The organism is Pectobacterium brasiliense, from assembly GCF_016950255.1.
GTDB lineage: Bacteria > Pseudomonadota > Gammaproteobacteria > Enterobacterales > Enterobacteriaceae > Pectobacterium > Pectobacterium brasiliense.
Map to the genome: position 1 here is coordinate 196628 of NZ_JACGFN010000003.1, position 26237 is coordinate 222864.

General features: G+C 50.7%; 22 protein-coding genes. 11 read left to right on the forward strand and 11 right to left on the reverse strand.

The window, feature by feature from the left end:
* Positions 1 to 153: 153 nt before the first annotated feature.
* From cysG to nirB, 3 genes are read right to left on the reverse strand one after another with little or no spacing between them, the layout of a single operon-like run.
* Complete coding sequence (gene cysG, locus H4F65_RS20155; RefSeq protein ID WP_010277624.1) at positions 154 to 1533, reverse strand: siroheme synthase CysG; 1380 nt, start codon at positions 1531 to 1533, stop codon at positions 154 to 156.
* Positions 1534 to 1559: 26 nt separating this feature from the next.
* Positions 1560 to 1928 carry a nitrite reductase small subunit NirD gene (nirD, locus tag H4F65_RS20160; protein WP_010277621.1) on the reverse strand — a complete coding sequence of 123 codons (369 nt, stop codon included), beginning with the start codon at positions 1926 to 1928 and terminating at the stop codon, positions 1560 to 1562.
* Positions 1925 to 4477, reverse strand: a complete 2553-nt coding sequence (gene nirB, locus H4F65_RS20165; protein ID WP_010277618.1) for a nitrite reductase large subunit NirB — start codon at positions 4475 to 4477, stop codon at positions 1925 to 1927. Before nirB ends, nirD begins: the two co-directional genes overlap by 4 nt.
* 636 nt (positions 4478 to 5113) lie before the next feature.
* Between nirB and H4F65_RS20170 the strand changes: the two genes are divergently transcribed.
* The 7 genes from H4F65_RS20170 to ppiA all read left to right on the forward strand — a co-directional run bounded on the left by H4F65_RS20170 (position 5114) and on the right by ppiA (position 12518).
* Positions 5114 to 6268, forward strand: a complete 1155-nt coding sequence (locus H4F65_RS20170) for a mandelate racemase family protein (protein ID WP_010277611.1) — start codon at positions 5114 to 5116, stop codon at positions 6266 to 6268.
* 99 nt (positions 6269 to 6367) lie between these two features.
* Positions 6368 to 7978: an ABC transporter substrate-binding protein gene (locus tag H4F65_RS20175; RefSeq protein WP_039311390.1), complete on the forward strand. Its 1611-nt coding sequence runs from the start codon at positions 6368 to 6370 to the stop codon at positions 7976 to 7978.
* A gap of 131 nt (positions 7979 to 8109) precedes the next feature.
* The gene (locus tag H4F65_RS20180; RefSeq protein WP_010277605.1) at positions 8110 to 9150 is read left to right on the forward strand and encodes an ABC transporter permease; all 1041 of its coding nucleotides are present in this window, start codon (positions 8110 to 8112) and stop codon (positions 9148 to 9150) included.
* 38 nt (positions 9151 to 9188) lie between these two features.
* Positions 9189 to 10070 (forward strand): ABC transporter permease, encoded by an 882-nt coding sequence (locus H4F65_RS20185; RefSeq protein ID WP_085996924.1) that lies wholly within the window; start codon positions 9189 to 9191, stop codon positions 10068 to 10070.
* Positions 10042 to 10929 carry an ABC transporter ATP-binding protein gene (locus tag H4F65_RS20190; RefSeq protein ID WP_080727618.1) on the forward strand — a complete coding sequence of 296 codons (888 nt, stop codon included), beginning with the start codon at positions 10042 to 10044 and terminating at the stop codon, positions 10927 to 10929. Before H4F65_RS20185 ends, H4F65_RS20190 begins: the two co-directional genes overlap by 29 nt.
* A gap of 44 nt (positions 10930 to 10973) precedes the next feature.
* Positions 10974 to 11750 (forward strand): ABC transporter ATP-binding protein, encoded by a 777-nt coding sequence (locus H4F65_RS20195; protein WP_172645013.1) that lies wholly within the window; start codon positions 10974 to 10976, stop codon positions 11748 to 11750.
* A 195-nt stretch (positions 11751 to 11945) separates the two neighbouring features.
* Positions 11946 to 12518 (forward strand): peptidylprolyl isomerase A, encoded by a 573-nt coding sequence (ppiA, locus tag H4F65_RS20200; RefSeq protein WP_010277593.1) that lies wholly within the window; start codon positions 11946 to 11948, stop codon positions 12516 to 12518.
* Positions 12519 to 12604: 86 nt separating this feature from the next.
* On the opposite strand, the gene pelZ is transcribed toward ppiA, so the two are convergent.
* The 4 genes from pelZ to pelA form a co-directional block, all read right to left on the reverse strand.
* Positions 12605 to 13882 carry a pectate lyase PelZ gene (gene pelZ, locus H4F65_RS20205; protein WP_010277586.1) on the reverse strand — a complete coding sequence of 426 codons (1278 nt, stop codon included), beginning with the start codon at positions 13880 to 13882 and terminating at the stop codon, positions 12605 to 12607.
* Between the two features lie 176 nt (positions 13883 to 14058).
* A complete protein-coding gene (pelC, locus tag H4F65_RS20210) occupies positions 14059 to 15183 on the reverse strand; it encodes a pectate lyase PelC (RefSeq protein ID WP_010277583.1) in 1125 nt (374 codons plus the stop codon).
* 710 nt (positions 15184 to 15893) lie between these two features.
* On the reverse strand, positions 15894 to 17021 hold the full coding sequence (pelB, locus tag H4F65_RS20215; protein WP_010277580.1) for a pectate lyase PelB: 1128 nt from the start codon (positions 17019 to 17021) through the stop codon (positions 15894 to 15896).
* Positions 17022 to 17689: 668 nt separating this feature from the next.
* Complete coding sequence (gene pelA, locus H4F65_RS20220; RefSeq protein WP_010277576.1) at positions 17690 to 18814, reverse strand: pectate lyase PelA; 1125 nt, start codon at positions 18812 to 18814, stop codon at positions 17690 to 17692.
* 852 nt (positions 18815 to 19666) lie between these two features.
* Here pelA and H4F65_RS20225 point away from each other — a divergent pair.
* From H4F65_RS20225 to argD, 3 genes are all read left to right on the forward strand, one after another.
* Positions 19667 to 19921 carry a hypothetical protein gene (locus H4F65_RS20225; RefSeq protein WP_010277568.1) on the forward strand — a complete coding sequence of 85 codons (255 nt, stop codon included), beginning with the start codon at positions 19667 to 19669 and terminating at the stop codon, positions 19919 to 19921.
* Positions 19922 to 20274: 353 nt separating this feature from the next.
* Positions 20275 to 20850, forward strand: coding sequence for an aminodeoxychorismate synthase component II (locus tag H4F65_RS20230; protein ID WP_010277561.1), 576 nt, complete (start codon positions 20275 to 20277; stop codon positions 20848 to 20850).
* 119 nt (positions 20851 to 20969) lie between these two features.
* A complete protein-coding gene (gene argD, locus H4F65_RS20235) occupies positions 20970 to 22196 on the forward strand; it encodes a bifunctional acetylornithine/succinyldiaminopimelate transaminase (RefSeq protein ID WP_010277558.1) in 1227 nt (408 codons plus the stop codon).
* A gap of 222 nt (positions 22197 to 22418) precedes the next feature.
* On the opposite strand, the gene crp is transcribed toward argD, so the two are convergent.
* A complete protein-coding gene (crp, locus tag H4F65_RS20240; protein ID WP_004090925.1) occupies positions 22419 to 23051 on the reverse strand; it encodes a cAMP-activated global transcriptional regulator CRP in 633 nt (210 codons plus the stop codon).
* 374 nt (positions 23052 to 23425) lie between these two features.
* On the opposite strand from crp, the gene H4F65_RS20245 reads away from it, so the two are divergent.
* Positions 23426 to 23833: an OsmC family protein gene (locus H4F65_RS20245; RefSeq protein WP_010277531.1), complete on the forward strand. Its 408-nt coding sequence runs from the start codon at positions 23426 to 23428 to the stop codon at positions 23831 to 23833.
* A gap of 113 nt (positions 23834 to 23946) precedes the next feature.
* On the opposite strand, the gene H4F65_RS20250 is transcribed toward H4F65_RS20245, so the two are convergent.
* The 3 genes from H4F65_RS20250 to H4F65_RS20260 form a co-directional block, all read right to left on the reverse strand.
* Positions 23947 to 24816: a phosphoribulokinase gene (locus tag H4F65_RS20250; protein ID WP_010277528.1), complete on the reverse strand. Its 870-nt coding sequence runs from the start codon at positions 24814 to 24816 to the stop codon at positions 23947 to 23949.
* Positions 24817 to 24939: 123 nt separating this feature from the next.
* Positions 24940 to 25176: a YheU family protein gene (locus H4F65_RS20255; RefSeq protein WP_010277524.1), complete on the reverse strand. Its 237-nt coding sequence runs from the start codon at positions 25174 to 25176 to the stop codon at positions 24940 to 24942.
* Complete coding sequence (locus H4F65_RS20260) at positions 25173 to 26213, reverse strand: hydrolase (RefSeq protein ID WP_010277516.1); 1041 nt, start codon at positions 26211 to 26213, stop codon at positions 25173 to 25175. The genes H4F65_RS20255 and H4F65_RS20260 overlap by 4 nt, the downstream gene beginning before the upstream one ends.
* Positions 26214 to 26237: the final 24 nt, after the last annotated feature.

Genomic DNA, 26237 nt, shown 5'->3' on the forward strand with positions numbered 1-26237 from the left:
TGGCCTGCGGTAAAGCATTAAAGTGACATTTTGTAAGGGAGTATGTTCAAAATAGTGCATTATTATGCTATTTGACGGGGCGTTGCATTATGATGGTGCATAACCGCTATCCGGTAGAGCGGATAGCGGGTGAGTAGGGTAGTAAGGAGAGGATTATGCTGTCTGGTCAGAGAACCAGCTCAATTTTTCCCGCAGCCCGACAACGTTACCGATGATGATCAAACTCGGGCTGCTGGCCTGCTGTGCTAATTCGCTCAGTTGGGAGAGCTGTCCAGTCAGAACGCGCTGTTTGGTTGAGGTGCCGTTTTCGATAATCGCGACAGGCACGGTTTCCGGTAACCGCTGTTCGATGAGCTTACTTTGAATGTGTTCAGCCTGCTGAAGCCCCATGTAAAACACCAGCGTCTGTTTTTCCGCTGCAAGGCTGGACCAGTCCAGATCGGTGTCGTGCTTGACGTGTCCGGTGATCAGCCTGACGCCCTGCGAGTGATCGCGATGGGTGAGCGGGATACCGCTGTAGGCTGAACAGCCCGATGCGGCCGTAATGCCGGGGACAACGGAGAACGGGACGCCCGCCTGTTGCAGGTGCTCCAGCTCTTCGGCTCCACGGCCGAAGATAAAGGGGTCGCCGCCTTTCAGCCTGACGACCCGATGACCGGCGCGTGCCTTTTCTTCCAGTAGCTGATTGATTTGATCCTGCGGCACGCTGTGATAGCCAGATGCTTTACCGACGAAAATTCGCTCGGCGTCGCGGCGTGACAGGTTGAGGATCTCTTTCGATACCAGTCGATCGTAAACGACGATGTCGGCCTGTTGGAGATGCTGAAGGCCTTTCAACGTCAGTAATCCTGCATCTCCAGGCCCTGCACCGACCAGCGTGACCTCGCCCCGGTCATCGAGCGGCGCGGAGAAAAGCAGTTCGGTCAGTTGTTGAACGCTCTGGCTATTGTCATTTGCCAGCGCCTGCGCCAGTCGATCGTGTACGAAGAGTTTTTCCCAGAAACGACGACGTGCGCTCATATTGCGGAACCGGCTTTTGACCCGACTGCGCAATTCACCTGCGTATGTCGCCAGCTTACCGAGATTTTGCGGCAGAATACTTTCCAGTTTTTCCCGCAGTAGCCGAGCCAATACCGGCGCAGCGCCGCCAGAAGACACCGCGACCATCAGCGGCGAACGGTCGATGATCGACGGCATAATAAAGCTGGCGCGTTCTGGTGAATCCACCACGTTACAGAAAATCCGGCGCTCGCTGGCGCTGGCATAGACATGGTTATTGACGTCCTGATCGTCGGTAGCGGCAATCACCAGCCACACCGCGTCCAGTAACGTAGGATCGAAGGTGCCGTGTACCAGCGTTAATTGAGCATCCTGCTCCCACGCCCGAAATTGATCGTTAAAATCGAGCGCATTGACGGTAATCACTGCGCCAGCATCCAGCAATAGCCGGGCTTTACGCTCGGCTATTTCACCCCCTCCCACCAATAGACAAGGTTTATCGTGCAACTGACAGAATATTGGCAGGTAATCCATGTAACGCCTCTTGAAAGCTCAGGTTATTAGGGTAATGGTTGGCTATTATCAACCGCGATGTCACGGTCTGCGATGGATATTTGCACATTACCGTTTGTTACCTGAGTATCATAAGCTGCAACAGAATAGGCTCCATCCTCCAGACAGAAGCCATCATAAAGGCGAAAATGCTGTTTTTTCAATGGGCTTGCGACCCAGAGATCGTCTTGATGCTCTCCCACTATCCCGCGACTTAATACGCTCGCCTGCGCGAACGGGTCGATATTGCTGATGGCGTAAACCTGCTCATCGTTACGTGGGCGGAACACGGCAATCTGTTGCTGCTCGACGAGTGCGCACACGCCTGTGCCGGGCAGGATGTCGTCTAACTTACATACGGTCGTCCACTGGCTCATGCGTTTTCCTCCTCTAGCGCAATCTGTTTCACCGGAATACGCTCGGCAGGGCGTGCCGGGCGGTGTTGTTGACGTTCATTCACCATTTGCACGTTCGGGTCACGTACCGGGCTGTTAATGAAGTGGGCAAAGCGCTTCGGTGCTTCCGGATCTTCCAGCGTCGCTTGCCATTCGCAGACGTAGCCTTCCCGCAGACGTGCGATATCGGCTTCAAGCTGATCGTTAATGCCCAGTTTGTCTTTCACAATCACATTGCGCAGATAGTCGATGCCGCCTTCGAGATTATCCAGCCAGACGGACGTACGCTGAAGCTTATCGGCCGTGCGAATGTAGAACATCATGAAGCGGTCCAGATAGCGGACTACCGTTTCGCGGTCTAAGTCGGCTGCCAGCAGGTCGGCGTGACGCGGCTTCATCCCGCCGTTGCCGCATACATAGAGGTTCCAGCCTTTTTCGGTGGCGATAATCCCCACGTCTTTACCCTGTGCTTCTGCACATTCCCGCGTACAGCCGGAGACGCCAAACTTCATTTTGTGCGGCGTGCGGATGCCTTTGTAGCGGTTTTCCAGCTCGACGCCAAAGCCCACGCTGTCGCCGACGCCAAAGCGGCACCAGGTGCTGCCGACGCAGGTTTTTGCCATACGTAATGCCTTGGCGTAAGCGTGGCCGGTTTCAAACCCGGCTTCGATAAGCTGAGCCCATACGTCAGGCAGGTCGTCTTTCTGTACGCCGAATAGCGCCATGCGCTGAGAGCCGGTCATTTTGGTGTACAGGTTATATTGCTTCGCGATACGACCGATGGCGATCAGGCCATCCGGCGTGATTTCCCCGCCTGCGGAGCGTGGGATCACGGAGTAGGTACCGTCTTTCTGGATATTGCCGAGGAAGTTATCGTTGGAATCCTGCAACGGCGTGTGCTGCGGTTTGAGTACGTATTCGTTCCAGCAGGAAGCCAGCAGGGATGCGACGGTCGGTTTACAGACCTCACAGCCGTAGCCTGAACCGTGTTTCTCCAGCAGTTGATCGAATGTTTTGATTTTTTCGATTTGGATCAGGTGGTACAGCTCCTGACGCGAATAGGCGAAGTGTTCACACAGGTGATTATTGACTTCGATCCCCTGTTTGCTGAGTTCTGCGTTCAACACCTGCGTAAGCAGCGGGATACAGCCGCCGCAGCCCGTACCAGCTTTGGTGGTTTCCTTAAGCGCCGCGACGGTATGACAGCCGCCGTTAATCGCTTTGATGATGTCGCCTTTGGACACGTCGAAGCAGGAGCAGATTTGCGCACTTTCTGGCAGCGCATCGACACCCAGCGTCGGTTTCGCACTGCCAGCGGACGCAGGAAGAATCAGCACTTCAGGAGAATCCGGCAGCGGGATTTTGTTCAGCATGAATTGCAGCAGGTTGCCGTAATCCCGCGTGTCGCCGACCAGCACTGCACCGAGCAGCGTTTTATTGTCGGCGCTGACGATCAGTCGTTTGTAGGTTTCTTTATTTTCATCCAGCCACATGTAGCTGCGGGAGCCCGGCGTATGGCCGTGTGCATCACCAATCCCGCCGACATCGACGCCCATTAGCTTGAGCTTGGCGCTCATGTCGGCACCCTGGAATCGGTTTTCGTGCCCTAACAGGTGGTCGACGGCAACCTGCGCCATCTTGTAGCCGGGGGCGACCAGACCAAACGGTCGACCATGCCAGGCGGCACATTCGCCGATAGCGTAGACGTCCGGGTCAGAGGTTTGGCACCAGTCGTTAATCGCGATACCGCCGCGTGGGCCGATTTCCAGCGCACACTGACGCGCCAGTTTGTCCTGTGCGCGGATACCGGTTGAGAACACGATGAAGTCGACTTCCAGCGTGCTGCCGTCGGCAAAAACCATCGTCTTGCGGTTTTCCAGACCGGAATGCTGAATGGCCTGCGTATTCTTGCTGGTGTGCACTCGCACACCCATGTTTTCAATCTTGCGTTGTAGCAGGGCGCCGCCCTGTGCATCCAGCTGTTCGGCCATGAGTACGGGGGCGAACTCAATAACGTGCGTTTCCACGCCAAGGTGTTTCAGTGCGCCAGCCGCTTCCAGACCTAATAGACCCCCGCCGATCACCGCGCCGCGTTTGCTACGGCGTGCGCAGTTTTCGATGGCGTTGAGATCTTCAATGGTGCGGTAGACAAAACAGTCTTGCCCGTTTGATCCTTTGATTGACGGGATCCACGGATAGGAGCCGGTGGCCATGATTAACTTATCGTAATACACGGTACGGCCAGAATTAGAGTGAATGGCTTTTTCACTGCGGTTGATGGTGATGGCGCGTTCACCGAGCAGGACTTTAACGCCATTTTTTTCGTAGTAGCCTTCGCGTACTAAAGAGAGCTCTTCTACCGTGTGGTGCGCGAAGTAAGAAGAGAGGTGGACACGATCGTAGGCGACGCGGGGTTCTTCACAAAAAACGGTAATCTCGTAGGTGGACGTTGGGGCCTTATCCAGCAACTCTTCGATAAAACGGTGGCCAACCATCCCGTTACCGATAACAGCGAGTCTGACTTTGTTCATTTTTGCCTCAAAATTGCTTCTTCTGAGGTTACCTTATCGCTCCACACTGGACGCTTATTGATGTACATCAAATTGTCTTTTGTATACTACTTTATGAGTATCTCGATGATTTTACTTATTTTTTCTTAAGTCTTGGTTTTTGCAGGAGTTTTAGTGGCGGGCAAAAATGAGATCTATAGCACGCTTTTGGTCAGAAGCCGACTGGTTAGCGGGCAATCCGCTATCAGAGTAATCGTCCCCCTCGTCAATCATTCACGTTCCTGAGCGCTTAAAAATAAAACTAAGGGATTATCCATTTGTTTAATAAGGATATGAAATGTTCTGGTGATAATGCTCACAAGGTTGTGTGCAATTGCACAGTTATCGGCGACATAATTTCGTCATATGGAAGAAATTGCCTAATGACTAACGGCATCACAACCTTAATAATTGAAAATAAAACAGCATTTTTTTTTAATTAGCACACTATTTCTTTTCTGTGACATTGATCGACTTATAAGGTCGTACCAGAAAAATAGCGGTGTTTTTTAGCGACAAGGCCAACACAGTCAGTGGAGTTATTCTTTAATTATTTATACGGCTTACATTCGTCAATCTTGTACATGAGTTGTGTTAAACATCAAGGCAGGTAACAACGTGAAAATAGAATCAATTGATGTCACCGTCTTCACTTATCCCACACGTCGGGTTTCCGACAGTGCGGGTCATTCACACCCGGGACCTGAAAATCAGGCCAAGATGGCGCTGTTAACCATCACGGCAGATGACGGCCAAAAAGGCTACGCTTTCGCGCCGCCGGAAGTGATTCGTCCTCATATCGTTAATGCTTTCTTCCGCAAAGTGTTGATTGGGCAAAACCCGTTCGACCGTGAGCGCCTGTGGCAGGATCTGGTTCACTGGCAGCGCGGTAGCGCCAACCAACTGACCGATCGCGCGCTGTCGATTGTGGAATCCGCACTGTGGGATCTGCAAGGTCGCGTGCTGAACATGCCTGTGCATAAGCTGCTCGGTGGCTATCGTGAAAAAGTCCCTGCTTACGGCAGCACCATGTGTGGTGACGAGCTGGAAGGCGGCTTATCTACGCCAGAGGAATATGGCCAGTTCGCAGAAAAGCTGGTGCAGCGCGGCTATAAAGCCATCAAGTTGCATACCTGGATGCCGCCGGTTTCATTCGCGCCTAGCCCGAAGATTGACGTACAAGCCTGTGCGGCAGTACGTGAAGCGGTCGGCCCGGATATCTGCCTGATGCTGGATGGTTACCACTGGTACAGCCGCAGCGATGCACTGTACATCGGCCGTGAACTGCAAAAGCTCGATTTCACCTGGTTTGAAGAGCCGATGGAAGAACAGAGCATGGCGTCTTACAGCTGGCTGACCAAGAGTCTGGATATCGATGTTATCGGGCCAGAAAGTCTGTCAGGCAAATACTTCAGCCGTGCTGACTGGGTTAAAGAAGGCGCATGCGACATTTTACGCGCGGGCGTGCAAGGCGTGGGCGGTCTCTGGCCGTGTATGAAAGTCGCGAGCCTGGCGGAATCCTTCGGTATGGACTGCGAAGTTCACGGTAACGGCGCGCCAAACCTCAACGTCGTGGGTGCGATCAAAAACTGCCGCTGGTATGAGCGTGGGCTGCTGCATCCTTTCCTCGATTATGACGAACCTGCTGCTTATCTGAATTCGATTGTCGATCCAATGGACCGCGAGGGCTTTGTGCATCTGCCGCAACGTCCAGGGCTGGGAGAAGATATTAATTTTGACTGGATCGAGGAGCATACCCTAAGTAAAGAATAACGCTTTGTTCTAATCGTTTTTTGTTCGACCTGAAAGATAGCCTTACCTAAAAAATAAAAAGTTGTCGTCTTCCATGCTCCCACACCTTGGAGAATAATGATGAAAGCACGAGCAATACTCCGTACCCTGCTGTTAGGTTCACTCTGCATGGCCGCAACGCCGGCCATTCTATCGGCAAAAACCCCTGACGATCAGCTGATCGTGGGGATGAACATGAACAACATGCTCTCACTTGATCCGGCCGCCATGACCGGTAACGAAGTGGTGGGCATTATCGTCAACCTCTATGACTCGCTGGTGGTGCTGGATCCCGCCAACCTGAGTAACATCCAGCCTTCTCTGGCGAAAAGCTGGAGCGTCAGTGATGATGGTAAGGTCATTACCTTCAATCTGGTGGATAACGCCAAATTCCATTCCGGTAATCCCGTAACGGCGCAAGACTTCGCCTGGTCGATGAAGCGTCTGCTTAACCTCAATATGGCACAGGCCACGACGTGGAAATCCTACGGCTTCACCGCGGAAAACGTGGAGAAAATGATCCGTGCCAAAGATGCTCACACCGTTGAAATCGAACTGCCAAAACCGAACGATCCAAAACTGGTGATCTACTCGCTGGCGACGCTGGGTAGCGGCTCGGTACTGGATAGCAAAACGGTGATGAAGCATGAGAAAAACGGCGACTGGGGTAATGGCTGGCTGACCACGAACGAAGCCGGTTCCGGCCCATTCAAGCTGGACGTGTGGCAGGCGAAAGATGTGCTGCGCATCAGCAAAGTTGAGAACAACTGGCAGGGCGACGCGAAAATGCGTCGCGTGATTTTCCGTCACATGACTGAATCACAGGCGCTGCGCCTGATGATTGAAAAAGGCGATATTGACGTTGCCTCTGGCATGTCGGTGCCGGATATCAATGCATTGAAACAAGATAAAAACGTTGTGGTTGATGAGGTGAAAAAAGGCACGTTGTACTACGTTGCCATGAGCTTGAAAAATGAATACTTCGCCAAACCGAAAGTGCGCGAAGCGGTTCGTTACCTGATTGATTACGATGGTGTCAATAAGACGGTGATGCCTGGCTATGGTTTCTATCATCAGCGCCCTATCCAGAAAGGAATGGATGCGACGCTGCCGGATCCTGGCTACAAGCTGGATGTGCCACGCGCCAAGGCACTGCTGGCCGAAGCGGGCTACCCGAATGGATTTGAAACCACGCTGCGTGTTTTGTCCGATCAGCCGTTCCTGAATCTGGCGACATCGGTACAGTCCACGCTGGCACAGGCGGGCATCAAAGCCAAAATCATCTCCGGCACCGGTAATCAGGTTTACGGCGCAATGCGCGATCGTAACTTCGATATGCTGGTCGGCCGCGGCGGTGGCGGCGTCGATCCGCATCCTCACTCCAGCCTGCGTTCTGTTGTCTATAACCCGGATAACAGCGACGAAGCCAAACTGACCAACTTCCAGGGCTGGCGCACGTCTTTCTACGATAAGCCTCTGAACGACATGATCGATCAGGCGCTATTGGAGAAAGACCCTCAGAAACAGAAGCAGATGTATATCAACGTGCAGAATCGCTATGAAGAACTGTTCCCGGCCATCATTCCGGTGTCGCAGATGATCGATTCTGTGGTGTTGCGTAAGGACGTGAAAGGCTATGTGCCACATCCGTCTTCTACGACGCATCTGCGTGAGGTGTATAAGCAGCGCTAGTGTCCACACGTTAAACCGGATGATTAGCCGATACGTTCCCGGCTAATCATCCCGATCAGATACGTTAAAAGAGATGACCGCGTGAGTGGTGATTTGCTGTCGCCGTTTACCGGGATATCAGGAGAAAGAACATGGTTTTCTCTGATTGGATCAAGCCGGGTGGAGTACTGCGTCGTTTGGCAAAACGTCTGTTTCAGGTCGTCGTCACGCTGTTCGGGTTATTAATCCTGACTTTCGTGATCGGCCGCGTGATGCCAATCGATCCAGTCCTGGCTATTGTCGGACAGGATGCCGACCAAAGTACCTATCAACAGGTTTACCAGCAACTGGGGTTGGATAAGCCACTGTATGTGCAGTTCTTTATTTACTTCAATTCATTGATGCACGGGGATTTGGGCAATGCCCTCCTGACTGGGCGACCGGTCGTGGATGACATTATCCGGGTTTTCCCTGCCACCATCGAGCTTGCCACCATGGCGATTATCGTCGGTGCCGGTCTGGGCGTGCCATTAGGCGTGTTGGCTGCGGCGCGACGCGGCAAGTGGGCGGATTATGTGGTGCGTTTTATCAGTCTGGCCGGTTATTCCACGCCAATATTCTGGGTCGGGATGATGGGGCTGTTGGTGTTCTACGCCTGGCTGAACTGGGTGGGCGGTGCCGGACGGGTTGATATGGCTTACGACGGTCTGGTGGAGAACCGTACCGGCCTGCTGCTGGTGGATTCGCTACTGGCGGGTGAGTGGGATGTGTTCCGCAGCGCGCTGAACCATCTGGTGTTGCCAGCCACGATTCTCGGTTTCCACTCGCTGGCCTATATCAGCCGTATGACGCGTAGCTTCATGCTGGCGCAGCTTTCACAGGAATACATCATTACCGCGCGAGTGAAAGGACTGTCTGAGTTCCGCGTTGTCTGGGCGCACGCGTTTCGCAATATTCTGGTTCAGCTTCTGACGGTGGTGGCGCTGGCGTATGGCTCGCTGCTGGAAGGGGCAGTACTGATCGAAACGGTCTTCTCATGGCCTGGCTTTGGTTCCTATCTGACAGGCAGCCTGCTGCTGGGGGATATGAACGCGGTTATGGGATGTGTGCTGCTAGTCGGGTTGATCTTCGTGACGCTTAACCTGCTGTCGGACATGTTGTATCAAATCTTTGATCCGAGGACGAACGCATGAATATTTCCTCTGAGCCGCCGGTCAGCCGTGAATCGGTAATGCGGACACCGCCGGAAAAACGTGTGAGCCGCCTGCGGCTTCGCGGTGCGCGAATCGGCGGGTTTCTGTTGACGATGATGCGCAACCCGCTGACCGCGATTGGTTCTGCGATTGTGCTGATGTTGGTTCTGGTCGCCATTTTTGCCCCGTGGATCGCCACGCACGATCCGCTGGTACAGGATTTGGCTAACTCGCTACAGGCCCCGAGTGCGGCGCATTACTTTGGCACCGATGAGTTTGGGCGCGATGTGTTTAGTCGTCTGGTCTATGGTTCACGCATCACGCTGTATATCGTTGCGCTGGTGTCGGTAACCGTGGGGCCTATTGGGCTGGCGCTGGGTGTGATCTCTGGGTATTACGGCGGCATCGTCGATACCATTTTGATGCGTATCACCGATATCTTCATCTCTTTCCCTAGTCTGGTGTTGGCGCTGGCGTTCGTTGCGGCACTCGGTCCCGGTCTGGATCATGTGGTAATCGCGATTACGCTGACGGCCTGGCCGCCGATTGCCCGTCTGGCAAGGGCGGAAACGCTGTCGCTGCGTCACGCGGACTTTGTGTCTGCCGTGAAGCTGCAAGGTGCATCCTCTATCCGTATCCTGCTGCACCACATTGTGCCACTGTGCCTGCCGTCGGTGATTATTCGTATCACCATGAATATGGCGGGCATCATTCTGACTGCGGCGGGTCTGGGCTTTCTGGGGTTGGGGGCACAGCCGCCCGATCCTGAATGGGGCGCGATGATCTCTGCAGGTCGTCGTTACATGATGGAGTGCTGGTGGTTAGTAACTATTCCGGGGCTGGCGATTTTGATTAACAGCCTGGCGTTCAACTTCCTTGGAGACGGCCTACGTGACATCCTCGATCCCAGAACTGAATAAGTCTTCTCAACGTGTGCCGGGAAGCTCGCCCCTGATGGAAGTGGAAAATCTGCGGGTAAGCTTCGTGAACCGTGGTGCCGTGACGGATGCCGTGCGCGGCGTCTCCTTCTCATTAGGCTGTGAAAAGCTGGCCATTGTCGGCGAATCCGGCTCCGGTAAATCGACGGTCGGCCGTGCGCTGCTGCAACTGCATCCGCACAGCGCGCGGATTACGGCGGATAAACTGCGCTTCGGCGATACCGATCTGCTGAAAGCGGATGAGGCGCGGATGCGTCAGATTCGCGGCAAGCGCATCTCCATGATTATGCAGGATCCAAAATATTCGCTGAACCCGGTGGTGTGCGTCGGCGATCAGATTGCCGAAGCCTATCTGGCGCACCATAAAGTGTCGCACCGCGAGGCGAAAGCAAAGGTCATGGCGATGCTGGACGTGGTACGTATTCGCCAGCCAGAGCGCGTCTACAATCTGTACCCTCATGAAATCTCGGGTGGGCAGGGGCAGCGCATCATGATTGCGATGATGCTGATTACTGAACCTGAAATCGTGATTGCCGATGAACCGACCTCCGCACTGGATGTGTCCGTGCGTCTACAGGTGCTGGCAATGCTGGACGATCTGGTCAGCGAGCGCGGTCTGGGGCTGATTTTCATCAGTCACGATATCAATCTGGTACGCAGCTTCTGCGATCGGGTGCTGGTGATGTATGCCGGACGCGTCGTGGAGTCCATTGCCGCCGCCGATCTGGATAACGCGCAGCATCCTTATACGCGTGGGTTGCTGAATTCGCTGCCGGATATCGACCATCGACGCCCGCGTTTGCCGGTGATGAATCGCGATCCAGCCTGGATCAATGGATAAAGGGGATAATCATGGCAACTGAAGCAATGAGTCAGCGCAAGCCGATGATCGAAGTGAGTAACCTGAATCTCTCTTTTGGGCAGGGCAGCACGGCGAATCAGGTGTTGTACGATGTGAACCTTACCGTCAACGATGGCGATATCTTTGGTCTGGTAGGGGAATCGGGTTCCGGTAAAACCACGGTGCTGAAGTGCCTGGCCGGGCTTTTTAATCATTGGGAAGGCACGCTGCATATTGACGGGAAGAAACTTGCACACCGAATCGATCAGGCGCGCTGTCGCCGAGTGCAGATGGTGTTTCAGGATCCGTACGGATCGCTGCATCCCCGTCATACCGTAGAGTCGATTCTGGAAGAGCCGCTGTCGATCCATCGCTTTGACGATCGTGACGATCGTATCGATACCTTGCTGGAGAAAGTGGGGCTGGGAACGCATTTCCGTCGCCGCTATCCGCACCAGCTTTCGGGTGGACAGCGTCAGCGTGTGGCGATTGCCCGAGCGCTGATTCTGGAACCGAGAGTGCTGCTGCTGGATGAGCCGACGTCGGCGCTGGATGTGTCGGTGCAGGCGGAAATTCTCAACCTTCTGACGGAGTTGCAGCAGCAGGAAAAGCTGACCTATCTGATGGTGACACATGACTTGGGCGTGATTTCCCACCTGTGCCATAAAGTAGCGGTGATGCAATACGGGAAGATACTGGAAACGTTGGAAACCGACGACCTGACCAGCGATGTACCGAAGGACGCGTATACCTCCATGCTGGTGGACGCCAGCCGTCAGTACAGCCGCGATTTGGCGGTGCGTTCGGAGCGTATGGGCTAGGTACGTTGCATGATAATCATCATCAGTGAGGGCCGAGCAATCGGCCCTTTTTTTATCTTACGTACCGGTTTTCGCTCACAGTTGGTTACGAACAGACTTTTATACGTAAAAAAAGGTAAATGGGTAGCGTTGAAGGGTGCGGATACTTACAATCATTACGCTTTCTGTAGTTGGCCTCTTCAAAAAGGAATTCTCATGTTCAAACGTACTCTGGTTGCTGCGGCAGCCCTTATTTCACTGACGGCATTTTCTCCTGCCTTTGCGGCTTCCGACACCACCACGCGCGTGCTGTTGACGACGTCTGCGGGCAATATCGAACTGTCTTTAGATAATCAAAAGGCACCGGTTTCGGTAAAAAATTTCGTCGAGTACGTTAACAACGGTTTTTATAACGGGACGACGTTTCACCGTGTGATCCCTGGCTTTATGGTGCAGGGCGGCGGCTTTTCTGGCGAAATGAGCCAAAAGGCGACGAACGCGCCGATCAAGAATGAAGCCGATAATGGTTTACGTAACCAGCGCGGCACAATCGCGATGGCACGCACGTCTGATAAAGACAGTGCAACCAGTCAGTTCTTTATCAACGTCGCGGATAACGCGTTCCTCGATCACGGCCAGCGTGATTTTGGCTACGCCGTGTTCGGTAAAGTCGTGAAGGGCATGGACGTCGTGGATAAGATCTCTCAGGTGCCAACGAAAAACGTCGGGCCTTATCAGAACGTACCGACTACGCCAGTGGTGATTCAGTCTGCCAAAGTGCTGCCCTGATTGGCAAGATAGATAAGCAAAGAACCGAGAATACGAAAAAGGCCACTGATGTGGCCTTTTGCGATCTTAACGTCTCGACTACCGCATTATTCCAGCGCTTTTGCCATCTGCTGTAGCCAGGCATCCACGCCGGTGCTCGGCACGTTCAACTGACGGTAGGTCGCTGTTGCAACGGGATAGCCGCCGACGTCTTCCTGACTATTCACGAAGCCACCTTTCCGCTGTTTGAAATTCTCCACGATACGTTTATCAACGGCATCACGATCTTTAGGGCGTGCGCCTGCGCTTTGCAGTACCTGATTGGTGACGGCGCTGGCCGGTGATGCCGTTAAGCCCGCAGGCCAAATAGGGGACACTTTGAGTAAATTAATTCCGCTGCCTGACGTTTGCGGTGCGGCTTTGCCCTTGGCATCGTACGCGAGGTTATCTGACATCCAGACATCGCCGGAGCTGTTGCTTCCTACCAATCCTAAACCTGCTTTGGTATTCGCGCCGTAGTGCATCACGTTACCTGCGACGGAGACGCGTGGGCTGGCAGGCATGGTTTTCCCTTCCCACTCTTTTGCTACTCCACCAACGCGAAGCCCCCAGATGCCGGGGTTGTAGATCAGGTTATTGACCATGACGCCCGTAGAACCAGCCTTGAACCAGGCATTACGCTCGTTGTTGTGCGCATAGAGGCTGCCCACAATCGATACGTCAGTCACGTTATCGTGAACCAGCGTCCCCATTGAGTGAATACCTTTGGTGTGAGCCGAATCGTATAGGCCTTCAGCAACGATATTATTCGAGAGTGTGATGCGGTGCGCCGTGCCCTGCGTCCCGTCATAGCGTGGGCCGGAAATAGACAGGTTTTCGTCCGTACCCCAGGCGAAGCTAGAATGGTCGATCACGACGTTGTAGGCATCTTTGCCGTTGATGGAAACATCGCGTTCAAAGCCGCTTTTTTTACCCGTACCGGCATCGCCGATGCGAAAACGAATATGCTGCATGAGCACATCATGGGTGCTGATCCCCATTCCGCCGCGAATGATGGTGATACCGGGAGAGGGAGCGGTCTGACCGGCAATGGTGACAAACGGCTCAGTTAACCGGAGGTCACTTTTATTCAGGTCGATAATGCCGCCAACCTCAAAAACGATAATGCGTGGCCCTTTGGCGGCCAGCGCTTCCCTGAGTGAACCCGCCCCAGAAGAGGCCAGCGTTGTGACGCGAATAATGCGTCCACCGCTGCCTGCAACTGTATCCGTTCCGAATCCTTTCAACTCTGGTGCTGCCGGAGTGGCGGCGCTAGCCATCGGTACGCCAACACTGAATACTAAGCCAGTGCTGAACAGTGCGGCGAACAGAAGAGAACGTTTCATTTCATTTCCTTGAATATTAACGATAAAAATGAGCGAGCCCTTAGGACTCGCTCAAGTGCGGCCCGAACGATAAACCGACGGGCGTTAAGCGCGCTTGCAGGCTCCGGTTAGCACAGGACAATGAGGGGCGGAGCCTGCAGTTTGCTTATTTACCCTTCACGCGTTACACATCGCAATTAGTTGCAATTTGCAGCTGTCAGCACGGCAAGGTTTTTGTTCACGCCAGCATAGTTCGCCAGTTTGTCCTTCACGCACTGTGGTGAAACGGTAGAGTAGCTGTAAGGAAGAGAAGGGAACGTGCCTGTGCTCTTCCAGTCTTCAGCATTCACGTAAGGCTTGGAATCTTTATCCCAGGTGATGTTGTATTTCGCGAAGTCAGCCGGGCTCATGACGTTGTTATTACGCAGATCCCAGGTACCGAAGTTGGAACCGTCGTAACGCGAGGTCACCGGGTTTTTCGCATTCTCGAACCAGTTACGTTCGATCAGCGCAATCCCATTCTGGCGCACGTTCAGGCCAGAACTGGTGATTCCAGTATACAGGTTGTTATAGGCGTGAACTTTACCGCCACGTTGCAGCGGGAGGCGAGCGTTAACGTCGTCGTAAATATTGTGATGGTAAGTCAGGTCACGGCCCGTATCGCTGCTGCTGAAGCCGCTCAGCCCCACTTTTTTGATGCCGTGAATGTAGTTGTACGATACCGTCACGTTGGTTGAGGCTTTCTTGATATCAATCGCCGATTCGAATGTGGTGTCACCGTCTTTTGTGCCTGCGCATTCAAAGTTTTTCGCGAAGATCTCGTTGTGGTCAATCCAGACGTTCGGCGTGTTATCGATACGAATGGCATCACCATCCTGTGCGCCGCCCGGCATGTAGCCAAAACGCATGTTACGGATGACGATATCGGATGATTTCGTCAGCCAGATCCCGAAGTTGGCGGACGATCCATTGGTTCCGATGATGGTAATCCCTTTGGTGAACTCTTTGATTTCTACACCGCGGGCGTCTTTCTTCCACTGACCACAGATATCGTTCTCTGCGGCTTTGATCAGCGCGTCTTCATTACCGTTATAGGTGATGACGAGCGGGTAAGCGCCACCTTTGACTTTCTTTCCATTGGAATCCAGCTTCGCGGCTTCGATGATATCAATAATATCTTGCATGGAGCGCGCCGTTTTTTTCACGGCACCGGCAACGTCACCACCATCAGTGGTAGCATAACCCCCCGTATTTGCCGCCATCGTTGGTTGGGCCGCAAGCAATAACAGCCCAGCGGCTGCAGAAGGCAGTAGGTATTTCATTAAGGTACTCTCCTTGGAATTGAATTTTTGTTTGGGCATTTATGATCCACATAACCCAGATTATATTATTTTGGCGTTTCAATAAAAATGAAATCAAGGTTTATTGAAACCCCAATTAAGTCTTACCATAAAAGAAAAATAATTCAATATTTCGATATTAAATATATAGGGTAAATAACGATGGAAATACGAATAGATAATAAGTGACTATTTTAAAAGGTAATATTTTTTTCATTTTTTCTAAAATCAATCCGCGTTGAATTTTTATGAAAAATAAAATTATATTTCGTTTTATTACCCGCTGCTGGATGAGATTTGATAGAGGTGATAAATGTGAGCGGCATCAATAAATAAGTAAAATCCCCTTATTGAGATGATGGTGTAAGAAATATTTGATGCCGATCAAATTATTAATTAATCATGTGTTGATTGAATGCTGTTATTTTTATCGATTAATCCTTAATTAAATAATGGTTTCTTTATTAATAAATTAAGCTATTAATTCAATATCTAAATAATTAGCATGGTATTTAATTTGTGCCTACTTTTTAGGAATACCTATCCACTCTCATGCGTAGGTTCCATAAAAAACGAGCGAGCTCTTAGAGCTCGCTCGGATAGAACCATGTCTTAGCGTGAAGAGTCATGGCCGCGGGACATTCAGGCTTATTGCTTCCTGTCTTGATTAGACAGAGAAAGCCTGACCGCGTTTATTTGCAGTTAGCTGCTGTCAGTACTGCCAGGTTTTTACCTACGCCGGCATAGTTTGCCAGTTTATCCTTCACACACTGCGCAGAAACTGGAGTGTACTTATAGGAGACGGAAGGGAATTTCCCCGTGGTCTTCCAGTCATCCGCATTGATATGAGGAGAGGACGGTTTGCCCCAGGTAATTTTGTATTTCGCGAAGTCTGCTGGGCTCATGACGTTGTTATTACGCAGCTCCCAGGTACCAAAGTTGGAGCTGTCGTTACGTGCCGTCACTGGGTTCAGCGCATTTTCGAACCAGTTACTTTCGATGAGGGCTTTCCCTTTCTGGCGGACGTTAAAGCCTGAACCGGTGATGCCGTCATACAGGTTGTTGTACGCGTGGACCAGACCACCACGTTGCAGCGGCAGGCGTGAGTTAACATCACGGTAGATATTGTGATGGTAAGTCAGGTTACGAGCCGTCGTATCCGAACTACTTGAACCGCTCAGGCCGACTTTCTTGATGCCGTGGATGTAGTTGTAGGACACTGTGACGTTGGTTGACCCTTTCTTGATATCAACCGCTGATTCAAAGGTGGTGTCATTGTCTGGCGTACCGGCGCATTCGAAGTTCTTGGCAAAGATCTCGTTGTGGTCGATCCAGACGTTTGGTGAGTTATCGATACGAATGGCATCGCCGTCTTGCGCGCCGCCCGGCATATAGCCAAAGCGCATGTTACGTACCACGACGTTAGAGGAATTCACGATCCAAACACCGAAGTTGGCGGATGAGCCATTGGTGCCCTGGATAGTAATGCCTTTGGTGAACTCTTTGATTTGTACGCCGCGGGCGTCCTTACTCCACTGGCCGCAGATATTCTTTTCAGCCGCTTTGATTAATGAATCTTCATTGCCGTTATAGGTGATGAAGAGCGGGTAAGCACCGCCTTTGACTTTCTTGCCTTTTGAATCCACTTGCGCGGCTTCAATAATATCCACAATTTCTTTCATAGAACGTGCTGTTTTTTTCACGGCACCGGATACGTCTCCACCATCCGTAGTGGCATAGCCGCCCGTATTTGCGGCCATCGCGGGTTGAGCAGCGAGTAATAATAATCCCGCGGCTGCCGTAGGCAATAGGTATTTCATTATGATTGTCTCCTTGGAATAGAATTTTCATGGGCATTTATCGATCCCTATGCCCGATGTAACAGGTACACGTTTTTCAAAAAAAATGAAACTCAATTTTGGTGAAAAACCAAGGGGAGTGTGGTCAAAAAATAAGATCAGTTCAAGGGTGAAATGTTAAATGTATTATGGTTGAAACATTTTGTAATACTGATGATTGGATAATTTGGGTTTTATAAGAAACGATTTTCTTTTAAAGTAACCGAAAATCATAAAGTTATTTTTTTTGTAGGGAATAAATGTACTCGGGTTTCTTTATTGGTTGGGTTTTAAATGGGTATTTTGATTGTGGCAATCGCTGCCGCTAGTGCAAGGAAATCATCTTAAGTCAAAATATACTATCATCGGCATATTCAATATTTTTTACGTGATGCGTCAATTTTATCGTGAATTTTAGTTTGTTAAAAAATAATTATTATTAGTCGCTATATGGCGTTTCTTTAGGTGATAAGCCAAAAATAGACCTCATTATTCATCGCGGTTTATTGGCTAAATTATCATTGGCATGACGTCTATTTTCATGAAGGTCATGCTGACAATCTTGCGCAGGTCTCATTAAAAATGAGCGAGGCCGAAGCACTCGCTCAGGAAGAACCCGACGCAGAGTGAATGCGTCGGGCTTAACGCGTTTATTTACAGTTAGCTGCTGTCAGGACTGCCTGGTTTTTACCTACGCCAGCATAGTTTGCCAGTTTATCTTTCACGCACTGTGCGGAAACTGGTGAGTAGCTATACGGAACGGCTGGGAATTTACCTGTGCTCTTCCAGTCATCCGCATTAATGTGCGGGGTAGATGGTTTACCCCAAGTGATCTTGTATTTAGCAAAATCAGATGGGCTGGTAATGTTGTTGTTACGGAGTTCCCAGGTACCGAAGTTAGAATCGTCGTTACGTGCAGTCACTGGGTTAAGTGCATTTTCGAACCAGTTACTTTCGATCAGTGCGATCCCTTTCTGACGGACGTTAAAGCCTGAACTTTTGATACCGTCATACAGGTTGTTATAAGCATGCACTTGACCACCACGTTGCAGCGGCAGACGTGAGTTAACATCGCTGTAAATATTGTGATGGTAAGTCAGGTTACGACCGGTATCCGTGTTGCTTGAGCCGCTCAACCCGACCTTTTTCACGCCATGGATATAGTTGTACGACACGGTGACATTGGTTGAGGCTTTCTTGATATCAACCGCTGATTCAAAGGTGGTGTCGTTGTCTGGCGTACCAGCACATTCGAAGTTCTTGGCGAAGATCTCGTTGTGGTCGATCCAAACGTTCGGCGTGTTATCAATGCGGATGGCATCGCCATCTTTTGCCCCGCCCGGCATATAGCCGAAGCGCATGTTACGCACGACAACGTTGGAAGAGTTAACCATCCAGATACCGAAGTTAGCGGAAGATCCGTTGGTACCGAGGATGGTGATCCCTTTGGTGAACTCTTTGATTTCTACACCGCGCGGATCTTTGCTCCATTGACCGCAGATGTTAGCTTCAGCAGCTTTGATTAGCGCATCTTCATTACCGTTATAGGTAATGACAAGCGGGTAGGCGCCACCTTTGACTGCTTTACCGCTTGAGTCCTTTTTCGCGGCCTCAATGATATCGACAATTTCTTGCAGAGAGCGTGCGGTTTTTTTCACAGCGCCGGAAACGTCGCCGCCGTCAGTGGTGGCATAACCTCCCGTATTTGCCGCCATTGTCGGTTGGGCAGCGATCAGCAACAGCCCAGCGGCTGCAGAAGGCAGTAGGTATTTCATTATGTACTCTCCTTGACATAGAATTTTTTGGGTATTTATCACTACACACCCTGTGTAATAAAAAAGGCTGTTTCAACAAAAATGAAACCAAAGTTTGTCTATAAAGCCGAGCTAAGTGTTAACAGAAAAAATAAACAATACAAGATGGGGCGTTAAATATATATATTAAATAACAGAGGACAGCTGAGAGGATTTGTGTATATTACTTTTAAATAGAAACTAATTTCCATTTAAATCATTTAAATTCATGAACTTATGTTTTTTATATTTTATTTTCCCATTTGGATTCTTTATTTTTTACCCATCTAACATGCGTGGTTTATTCGCTTTCTTAGCAATTGTGACCGTCATCAAAAATTAAAAATAAACATCAATGGAAAGGTTTTTTTACCTGGCCCCCTCTTCCTTTTTAAAAAAATTAATTAATTCATGAGGTTTAGTGGTTATTGTTTTTTTTGTTAAAAATGATTTCAAATTAATCGATTACTATAGTGAATTTAATAAATAAGACCTATTAATAAATGTATTTATTACGGAAATAAATCATTTGTTAGTGAGATAATTATTATTGTGATAATTTTATTTTCTGGGGCTGTGCAATCACAGAGAGCCGGTTTTACTCTGTTTGCAGATAGTGTGTATCGTTGAATATTGTTGTTCCTGCTGTGAAGCGATAAGAAATAACTAAAAAGAGGGAAGCCGCAGACAGGCCGCAGTCGTCTTTCTGTGTCAATACTTTTGGTACATATTTTTTGTTGACAAGATAAGTTTTTCTTGACTGTTAAATGTGTGAGGGGTAGCGTTATTAGAATGCAGGGAAGCTATTTTCAGACATACCATTAGGATGGTAATATGTTTATCTCGGATAAAAAAATCGCAGCCGGTTTAATTGAAAAATCCATCGTTCTTATCGAACAAATCAAAGCAGAATTAGCGGTGCTAAAAACTGAATTACCTCAGGAAGAGTATGAGAAATGCCTGCATGTTGCTGGGCACTTAATTTATACGCTAACGGGTAAAGTGATAAATGATATTTCAATTTATCATCCAGATTTAAAACCAGACGGCTTTACGGTTTATGTGAATAAGGATGTGAGTGAGGAATAACAGTTAGGTTTTTCTAATGGGGAATGAAGTGAATTATAGGGTTTAAGTCATCGTTAGCCTTTATCCTGGATGACGTTTAATGATTGTACTTGTCGCTCTAATCAATATTGAACCAAACCAGAGATTCCGCACTGTCCTCAAATTTCATTCGGAATCTCTGTCTCCTATCATCTGCCCCCTAGATTTAGACAATCCCCAATCTCTTGTCATCCTGCTAATCACGTATACAGATGCAATAACCTGTGTTGCACTCGCCTATGAAAAACGCATCGACATCATTTTCGGGTATTATTGTGGGTATCAAACGTGGCGTTAATTTAAATAACCAATATCTATCAATACATTAAGTCAATATGCTGCTAATTATCGATAACTACGACTCCTTTACCTACAACCTTTACCAATACTTTTGTGAGCTTGGTGCACAGGTTGTGGTGAAGCGTAATGATGAACTGACGCTGCGTGAGATTGAACAGCTTGCGCCTGAGCGATTGGTTATTTCACCGGGCCCTTGTACGCCGGACGAGGCGGGTATTTCACTGGCTGCAATCTGTCACTTTGCCGATAAATTGCCTATTTTGGGCGTGTGTCTTGGCCATCAGGCGATGGGACAGGCGTTCGGCGCGCGCGTGGTGCGGGCACGACAGGTCATGCACGGGAAAACCTCAGCGATTGTGCATAGCGATGCGGGGGTTTTCACGGGGTTGGCACAGCCGTTGACGGTCACCCGTTATCATTCACTCATTATTGATTCCGCCTCGCTACCCGATTGCTTTGAAGTTACGGCCTGGAGCGAACATGAAGGAAAGCGTGATGAGATTATGGGGATTCGCCATCGTACATTGCCGCTGGAGGGGGTGCAGTTTCACCCAGAGAGCATTCTTAGCCAGCAAGGGCATCAGCTTTTGGATAATTTCCTTAAAATTTAGCCATATAGAAAGTTATTCTCCTCAGTAGCCGATTTAATATTGCCTGTAATTGATTTTTTATGCATATTTATTGACTATATTTTCATTCCGATATGATGGACAGCAGAGTGAGGCAGCAAATGGCAGCAGAGCAGAAAGCAGTGACACGGGATACTCACGATAAAGTGATTTTGCCAGTTTATGCACCCGCGAAGTTTGTACCCGTGAAAGGTAAAGGGAGCCGCGTCTGGGATCAGGACGGCCGCGAGTATATCGATTTCTCCGGCGGCATTGCGGTTACGGCGCTGGGTCACTGCCATCCTGCATTGGTGAACGCGTTGCAGCAGCAGGGTGAAAAGCTGTGGCACACTAGCAATATTTTCACTAATGAGCCTGCGTTACGCCTCGCCAGCAAATTGATTGATGCTACTTTTGCCGACCGCGTGTTCTTTGTTAACTCCGGTGCTGAGGCTAACGAAGCTGCCTTTAAGCTGGCGCGTCACTATGCAGTTAAACGCCATAGTCCGTATAAAACCAAGATCATCTCCTTCTACAATGCATTCCATGGCCGGACGCTGTTCACCGTTTCGGTTGGCGGACAGCCTAAATATGCCGATGGTTTCGGGCCTAAGCCTGCCGACATTGTTCATGTACCCTTCAACGATCTGGCTGCTGTTAAAGCGGTGATGGACGATCACACCTGCGCAGTCGTGCTCGAACCGGTTCAGGGGGAAGGGGGAATTACGCCTGCTACGCCTGAGTTTTTACAAGGCGTTCGCGATCTGTGCGATCAGCACAAGGCGCTGCTGGTGTTTGATGAAGTGCAGAGCGGAATGGGGCGTACTGGCAAACTATTCAGCTACATGCACTACGGCATTACGCCAGATATTCTCACAACGGCTAAAGCATTGGGCGGTGGTTTCCCAATTAGCGCGATGCTGACGACGGAAGAGATCGCATCGGCTATGACGGTTGGGGTACACGGCACCACCTATGGCGGCAACCCGCTGGCCTGTGCGGTGGCGGAAGCCGCGCTGGATATTATCAACACGCCAGAAGTGCTGTCAGGCGTGGCGGATCGCCACGATCGCCTTGTCAGTGAGCTTGAGAAAATCAATCAGCAGTACGGCGTATTCGAACAGGTTCGCGGTATGGGGTTGCTGCTGGGCGCAGAACTGAAACCGCAATGGCATGGTCGTGCGGGCGAGTTTCTGGCGGCGGCAACGTCTCAGGGGCTTATGGTGCTGATGGCTGGGCCGAATGTGATCCGCTTTGTACCGTCGTTGATCATTGATGAAGACGATATTGCGCAGGGGATGGCGAAATTCGCTAAAGCCGTCGCGCAGGTTGTTAACGTAGCAAACTGATTACGTTACGCCATAAAAAAACGTAGGGAACGTTTTTCAACGTCGCTTGCGACGGCCCGTTAGGGTGGCGGCCAGGGATGGCACGCCATAAAAAACGTAGGGAACGTTTTTCAGCGTTGCGTTAGCAACGACCCGTAGGGTGGTGAGCAGGAAGCTCGCCATAAAAAAAGCGTGAGGCCGAGGCTTCACGCTTTTTTATTGGTAGGGTACAGCGACAGGGATTTAGCGAGTGCCGTAAACGACAATCGTTTTACCGTGTGCAGAGATCAGGTTCTGGTCTTCTAACATTTTCAGAATGCGGCCCACGGTTTCACGCGAGCAGCCAACGATTTGCCCAATTTCCTGACGGGTAATTTTTATTTGCATGCCATCTGGATGCGTCATGGCATCAGGTTGTTTGGCCAGGTTGAGTAGGGTTTGGGCAATACGGCCGGTCACATCAAGGAAGGCGAGGTTGCCGACCTTCTCAGAGGTAACCTGAAGTCTGCTTGCCATTTGTGCAGACAGACGCATGAGGATATCCGGGTTAACCTGGATGAGCTGGCGGAATTTTTTATAGGAAATTTCAGCCACTTCACAGGCGGTCTTTGCCCGAACCCAGGCACTGCGTTCCTGACCTTCTTCAAACAGGCCGAGCTCGCCGATAAAATCGCCCTGATTGAGGTAGGAGAGAATCATTTCCTTGCCTTCTTCATCTTTGATTAGCACTGCGACAGAGCCTTTCACGATGTAGTAAAGCGTTTCTGCTTTTTCACCTTGGTGAATCAGCGTGCTCTTCGATGGATACTTGTGAATATGACAATGGGAAAGGAACCATTCGAGAGTTGGATCTGTTTGCGGTTTGCCGAGAACCATTCGCTATCATCCTCTGTTGTAATTCACTGCGCAAATTACAGGGGTCAGAGTTCCCTGTACGGCGTGTTTAACTGCTAAAAAAATAAAATTCAGTCTAGGCAGAATGACGTCAGGGAATATACTGAAACCACTGTACCCTTTATTTTCCGGTTGCTGCCTTGCCGCACCGTAAACGTGGCTGGGTATGTCTGGCCAGGTCATCATCTTCTTCGTTTCTGGGTTTGTCCAGAAAAGGTCTATTCTATTTTCGTTTTAACACAGCTTTAAGGACGTGTCTTGTGTTGTCTCGCTTCAGCATGACAAAGCGCTGATTAACGCTGGTTTTTGTACAGTAACGGTATAAATTTTCAAAAAATTTTTAGTGGAGAGGCATCATGCAGGCACGGGTAAAATGGGTTGAAGGTTTAACATTTTTGGGCGAATCCGCATCAGGGCATCAGATATTGATGGATGGCAATTCCGGTGATAAAGCGCCCAGTCCGATGGAAATGGTGTTGATGTCCGTAGGGGGATGCAGCGCGATTGATGTGGTATCGATTCTGCAAAAAGGCCGCAACGATGTAGCGGATTGCGAAGTGAAATTAACGTCAGAACGTCGGTCTGAAGCACCGCGTTTATTTACCCATATCAATCTGCATTTTATCGTGACGGGAAAAGGATTGACCGATAAGGCCGTCGAACGTGCTGTTGAGCTGTCGGCAGAAAAATACTGTTCTGTGGCACTGATGCTGGGCAAAGCCGTTGAGGTGACGCATAGCCACGAAATTAGAGTGCTGGCTTAATCTCTTTCACTGGGCACTAATTCTGGTCACTTAAGCCTGTTATTAGGGGAAACACAGGGGGAGGTTCCCGTAGGGAGGCCTCACCCCTGTGGTCGCCCCGTGTATCTCGATGCTTATTCGATGGTTTTCCCTTCAATTAACCGCTGCACCAGCGGCGCCATGATCAATTCCATCGCCAACCCCATCTTCCCACCGGGAACGACCAGCGTGTTGATGTGCGAAATAAACGAACCCTGCAACATCGCGAGCAGATAGGGATAATCAATATTGTCCAATCCCTGAAAGTGAATAACGACGAAGCTTTCATCCAGTGAGGGAATCGACTTGGCGGCGAACGGGTTGGAGGTGTCCACGGTAGGCACACGCTGGAAGTTGATGTGTGTGCGAGAGAACTGTGGCGTGATATAGGTGATGTAGTCTTCCATTGAGCGGACGATGGAATCCATCACCGCTTCACGCGAGTGGCCGCGTTCATTAACGTCACGAATCAGCTTTTGAATCCATTCCAGGTTGACGATCGGCACTACGCCGACGAGTAAATCCACATGCTGTGCCACATCATTTTGCTCGGTGACTACGCCGCCGTGGAGCCCTTCATAGAACAGGATGTCGGTGGGTTCCGGCATTGGCTCCCATGGTGTGAACGTTCCGGGAACCTGATTATAGGGAATCGCTTCATCGTAGGTATGCAGGTATTTACGCGTCTGACCACGTCCGTGCTGACCATATTCGATAAACGACTGTTCCAGCAGGCTGAAATCATTCGCTTCCGGGCCGAAATAGCTGATGTGGCGCCCTGAATCACGCGCTTTACGAATCGCCATATCCATTTCCGGGCGGGTATAGCGGTGAAAGCTATCGCCTTCTAACTGGGCTGCGCGCAGATCAAACTGCTGGAAAATCTTACGGAAGGCCAGACTGGTTGTTGTAGTTCCCGCTCCGCTGGAGCCGGTAACCGCAATAATCGGATGCTGATGTGACATAAGGTGCGTGACTCCGTGATCGCGATGCCCGCGTAGACCGAAGGCCTGCGCGCATCCTCAAAAAAGACGTAATGTCATCATTGTTAGCATGTTTGACGCGTTCTTTCACGACTTTCGGCGTGCTCAATAAGGGGCATGTCCTCCGGAATTGAGCTGGTTACGCGGCATGATATTGAGGGTTTCATGTAACTCAGACCATACCAACACCACCTCTCCAGACTGGAGTTGGCCGCGGATATCTTCCACTTTCTGCGCCAGCGAACGCTCCTGTTCGCCATAATCGGTGCCTTCCCGCAGAACGAAAGATTCGATGATGTTATCCAGCGTTTCTGGATCGAGCTGTTGCCAGGGAATAATCACGCTATTTTTCCTGATTCAAAGGGTTCCTGAGTAAAAACGGTTCCTGAAGGAAAAGAGCCGCTGGCCTGGTCCAAAAATGGGCTAAGCCAGTTGGGAATGCGCTGTTCCAGCCACATTTCCGGTTTCAGCAACGTTCCGCCGACGAAGCCGACATGCCCGCCATGTTCCGTTAGCTGATACTCAATATTAGACGGTAACTGCGACAGATCGGGAATCACCTCTGACGTCATGAAAGGATCGTCCTTCGCATGGATGATGAGTAGCGGTTTACGTATCTGAGGCAAGAGTGGCAGAGCGCTACAGCGTCGATAGTAGTCGGCTGCATCGCGGAAGCCGTGGATACGTGAGGTAATGACGTCATCAAACTCTCGCAGTTGGCGGATTCGCTTCAACTGCGGTAGCTGAATTGGCAATGTATCTGGGTAAGCCGCCAGCTTGCGGCCGGCGTTTTGTTTCAATAGGCGCAGCAGGTAGTGCTGATAGACGCGGGAGAAACCTTGTTCCATCCGGCGGCTACAGGGTTCGAGCATCAGTGGTGCGGAAACAATGACGGCCGCGGACAGGGAACAGGATTCACCTTGCTGCGCGAGCAGATAGGCCAACATGTTGCCGCCGAGGGACACGCCGATGGCGGCGGTAGGCGCATCGCCCAGCGTCTCCTGCATCCAGCGCAGGAAATAACTGGCATCGCTGGTTTCACCAGAATGATAAATGCGCTTCATCCGGTTGGGCTTCCCGCTGCATCCGCGAAAATGCATGATGACGGCCAACCAGCCGCGCTGCTTACAGGCATGTAGCAGGCCGTGAGCGTAGGGGCTATGAAAGCTACCCTCTAGGCCGTGGAACAGCACCACGCGCGGTTTGTGCCGTGCCTGTTCGGGCGCTTCGCTCCAGGCCAAATCGACGAAATCACCGTCCGGCAGTTCAAGTGACTGCCAGACTGGCGAGAACTGCGCATGACGGCGGATCAGACGCGGTAATAGCGTTTGCAGATGCGGATTATGAGCGCCGCTCAGCGGACGAAAATGGTCATACATAAAGGATATAGAAATCTTGTTGTC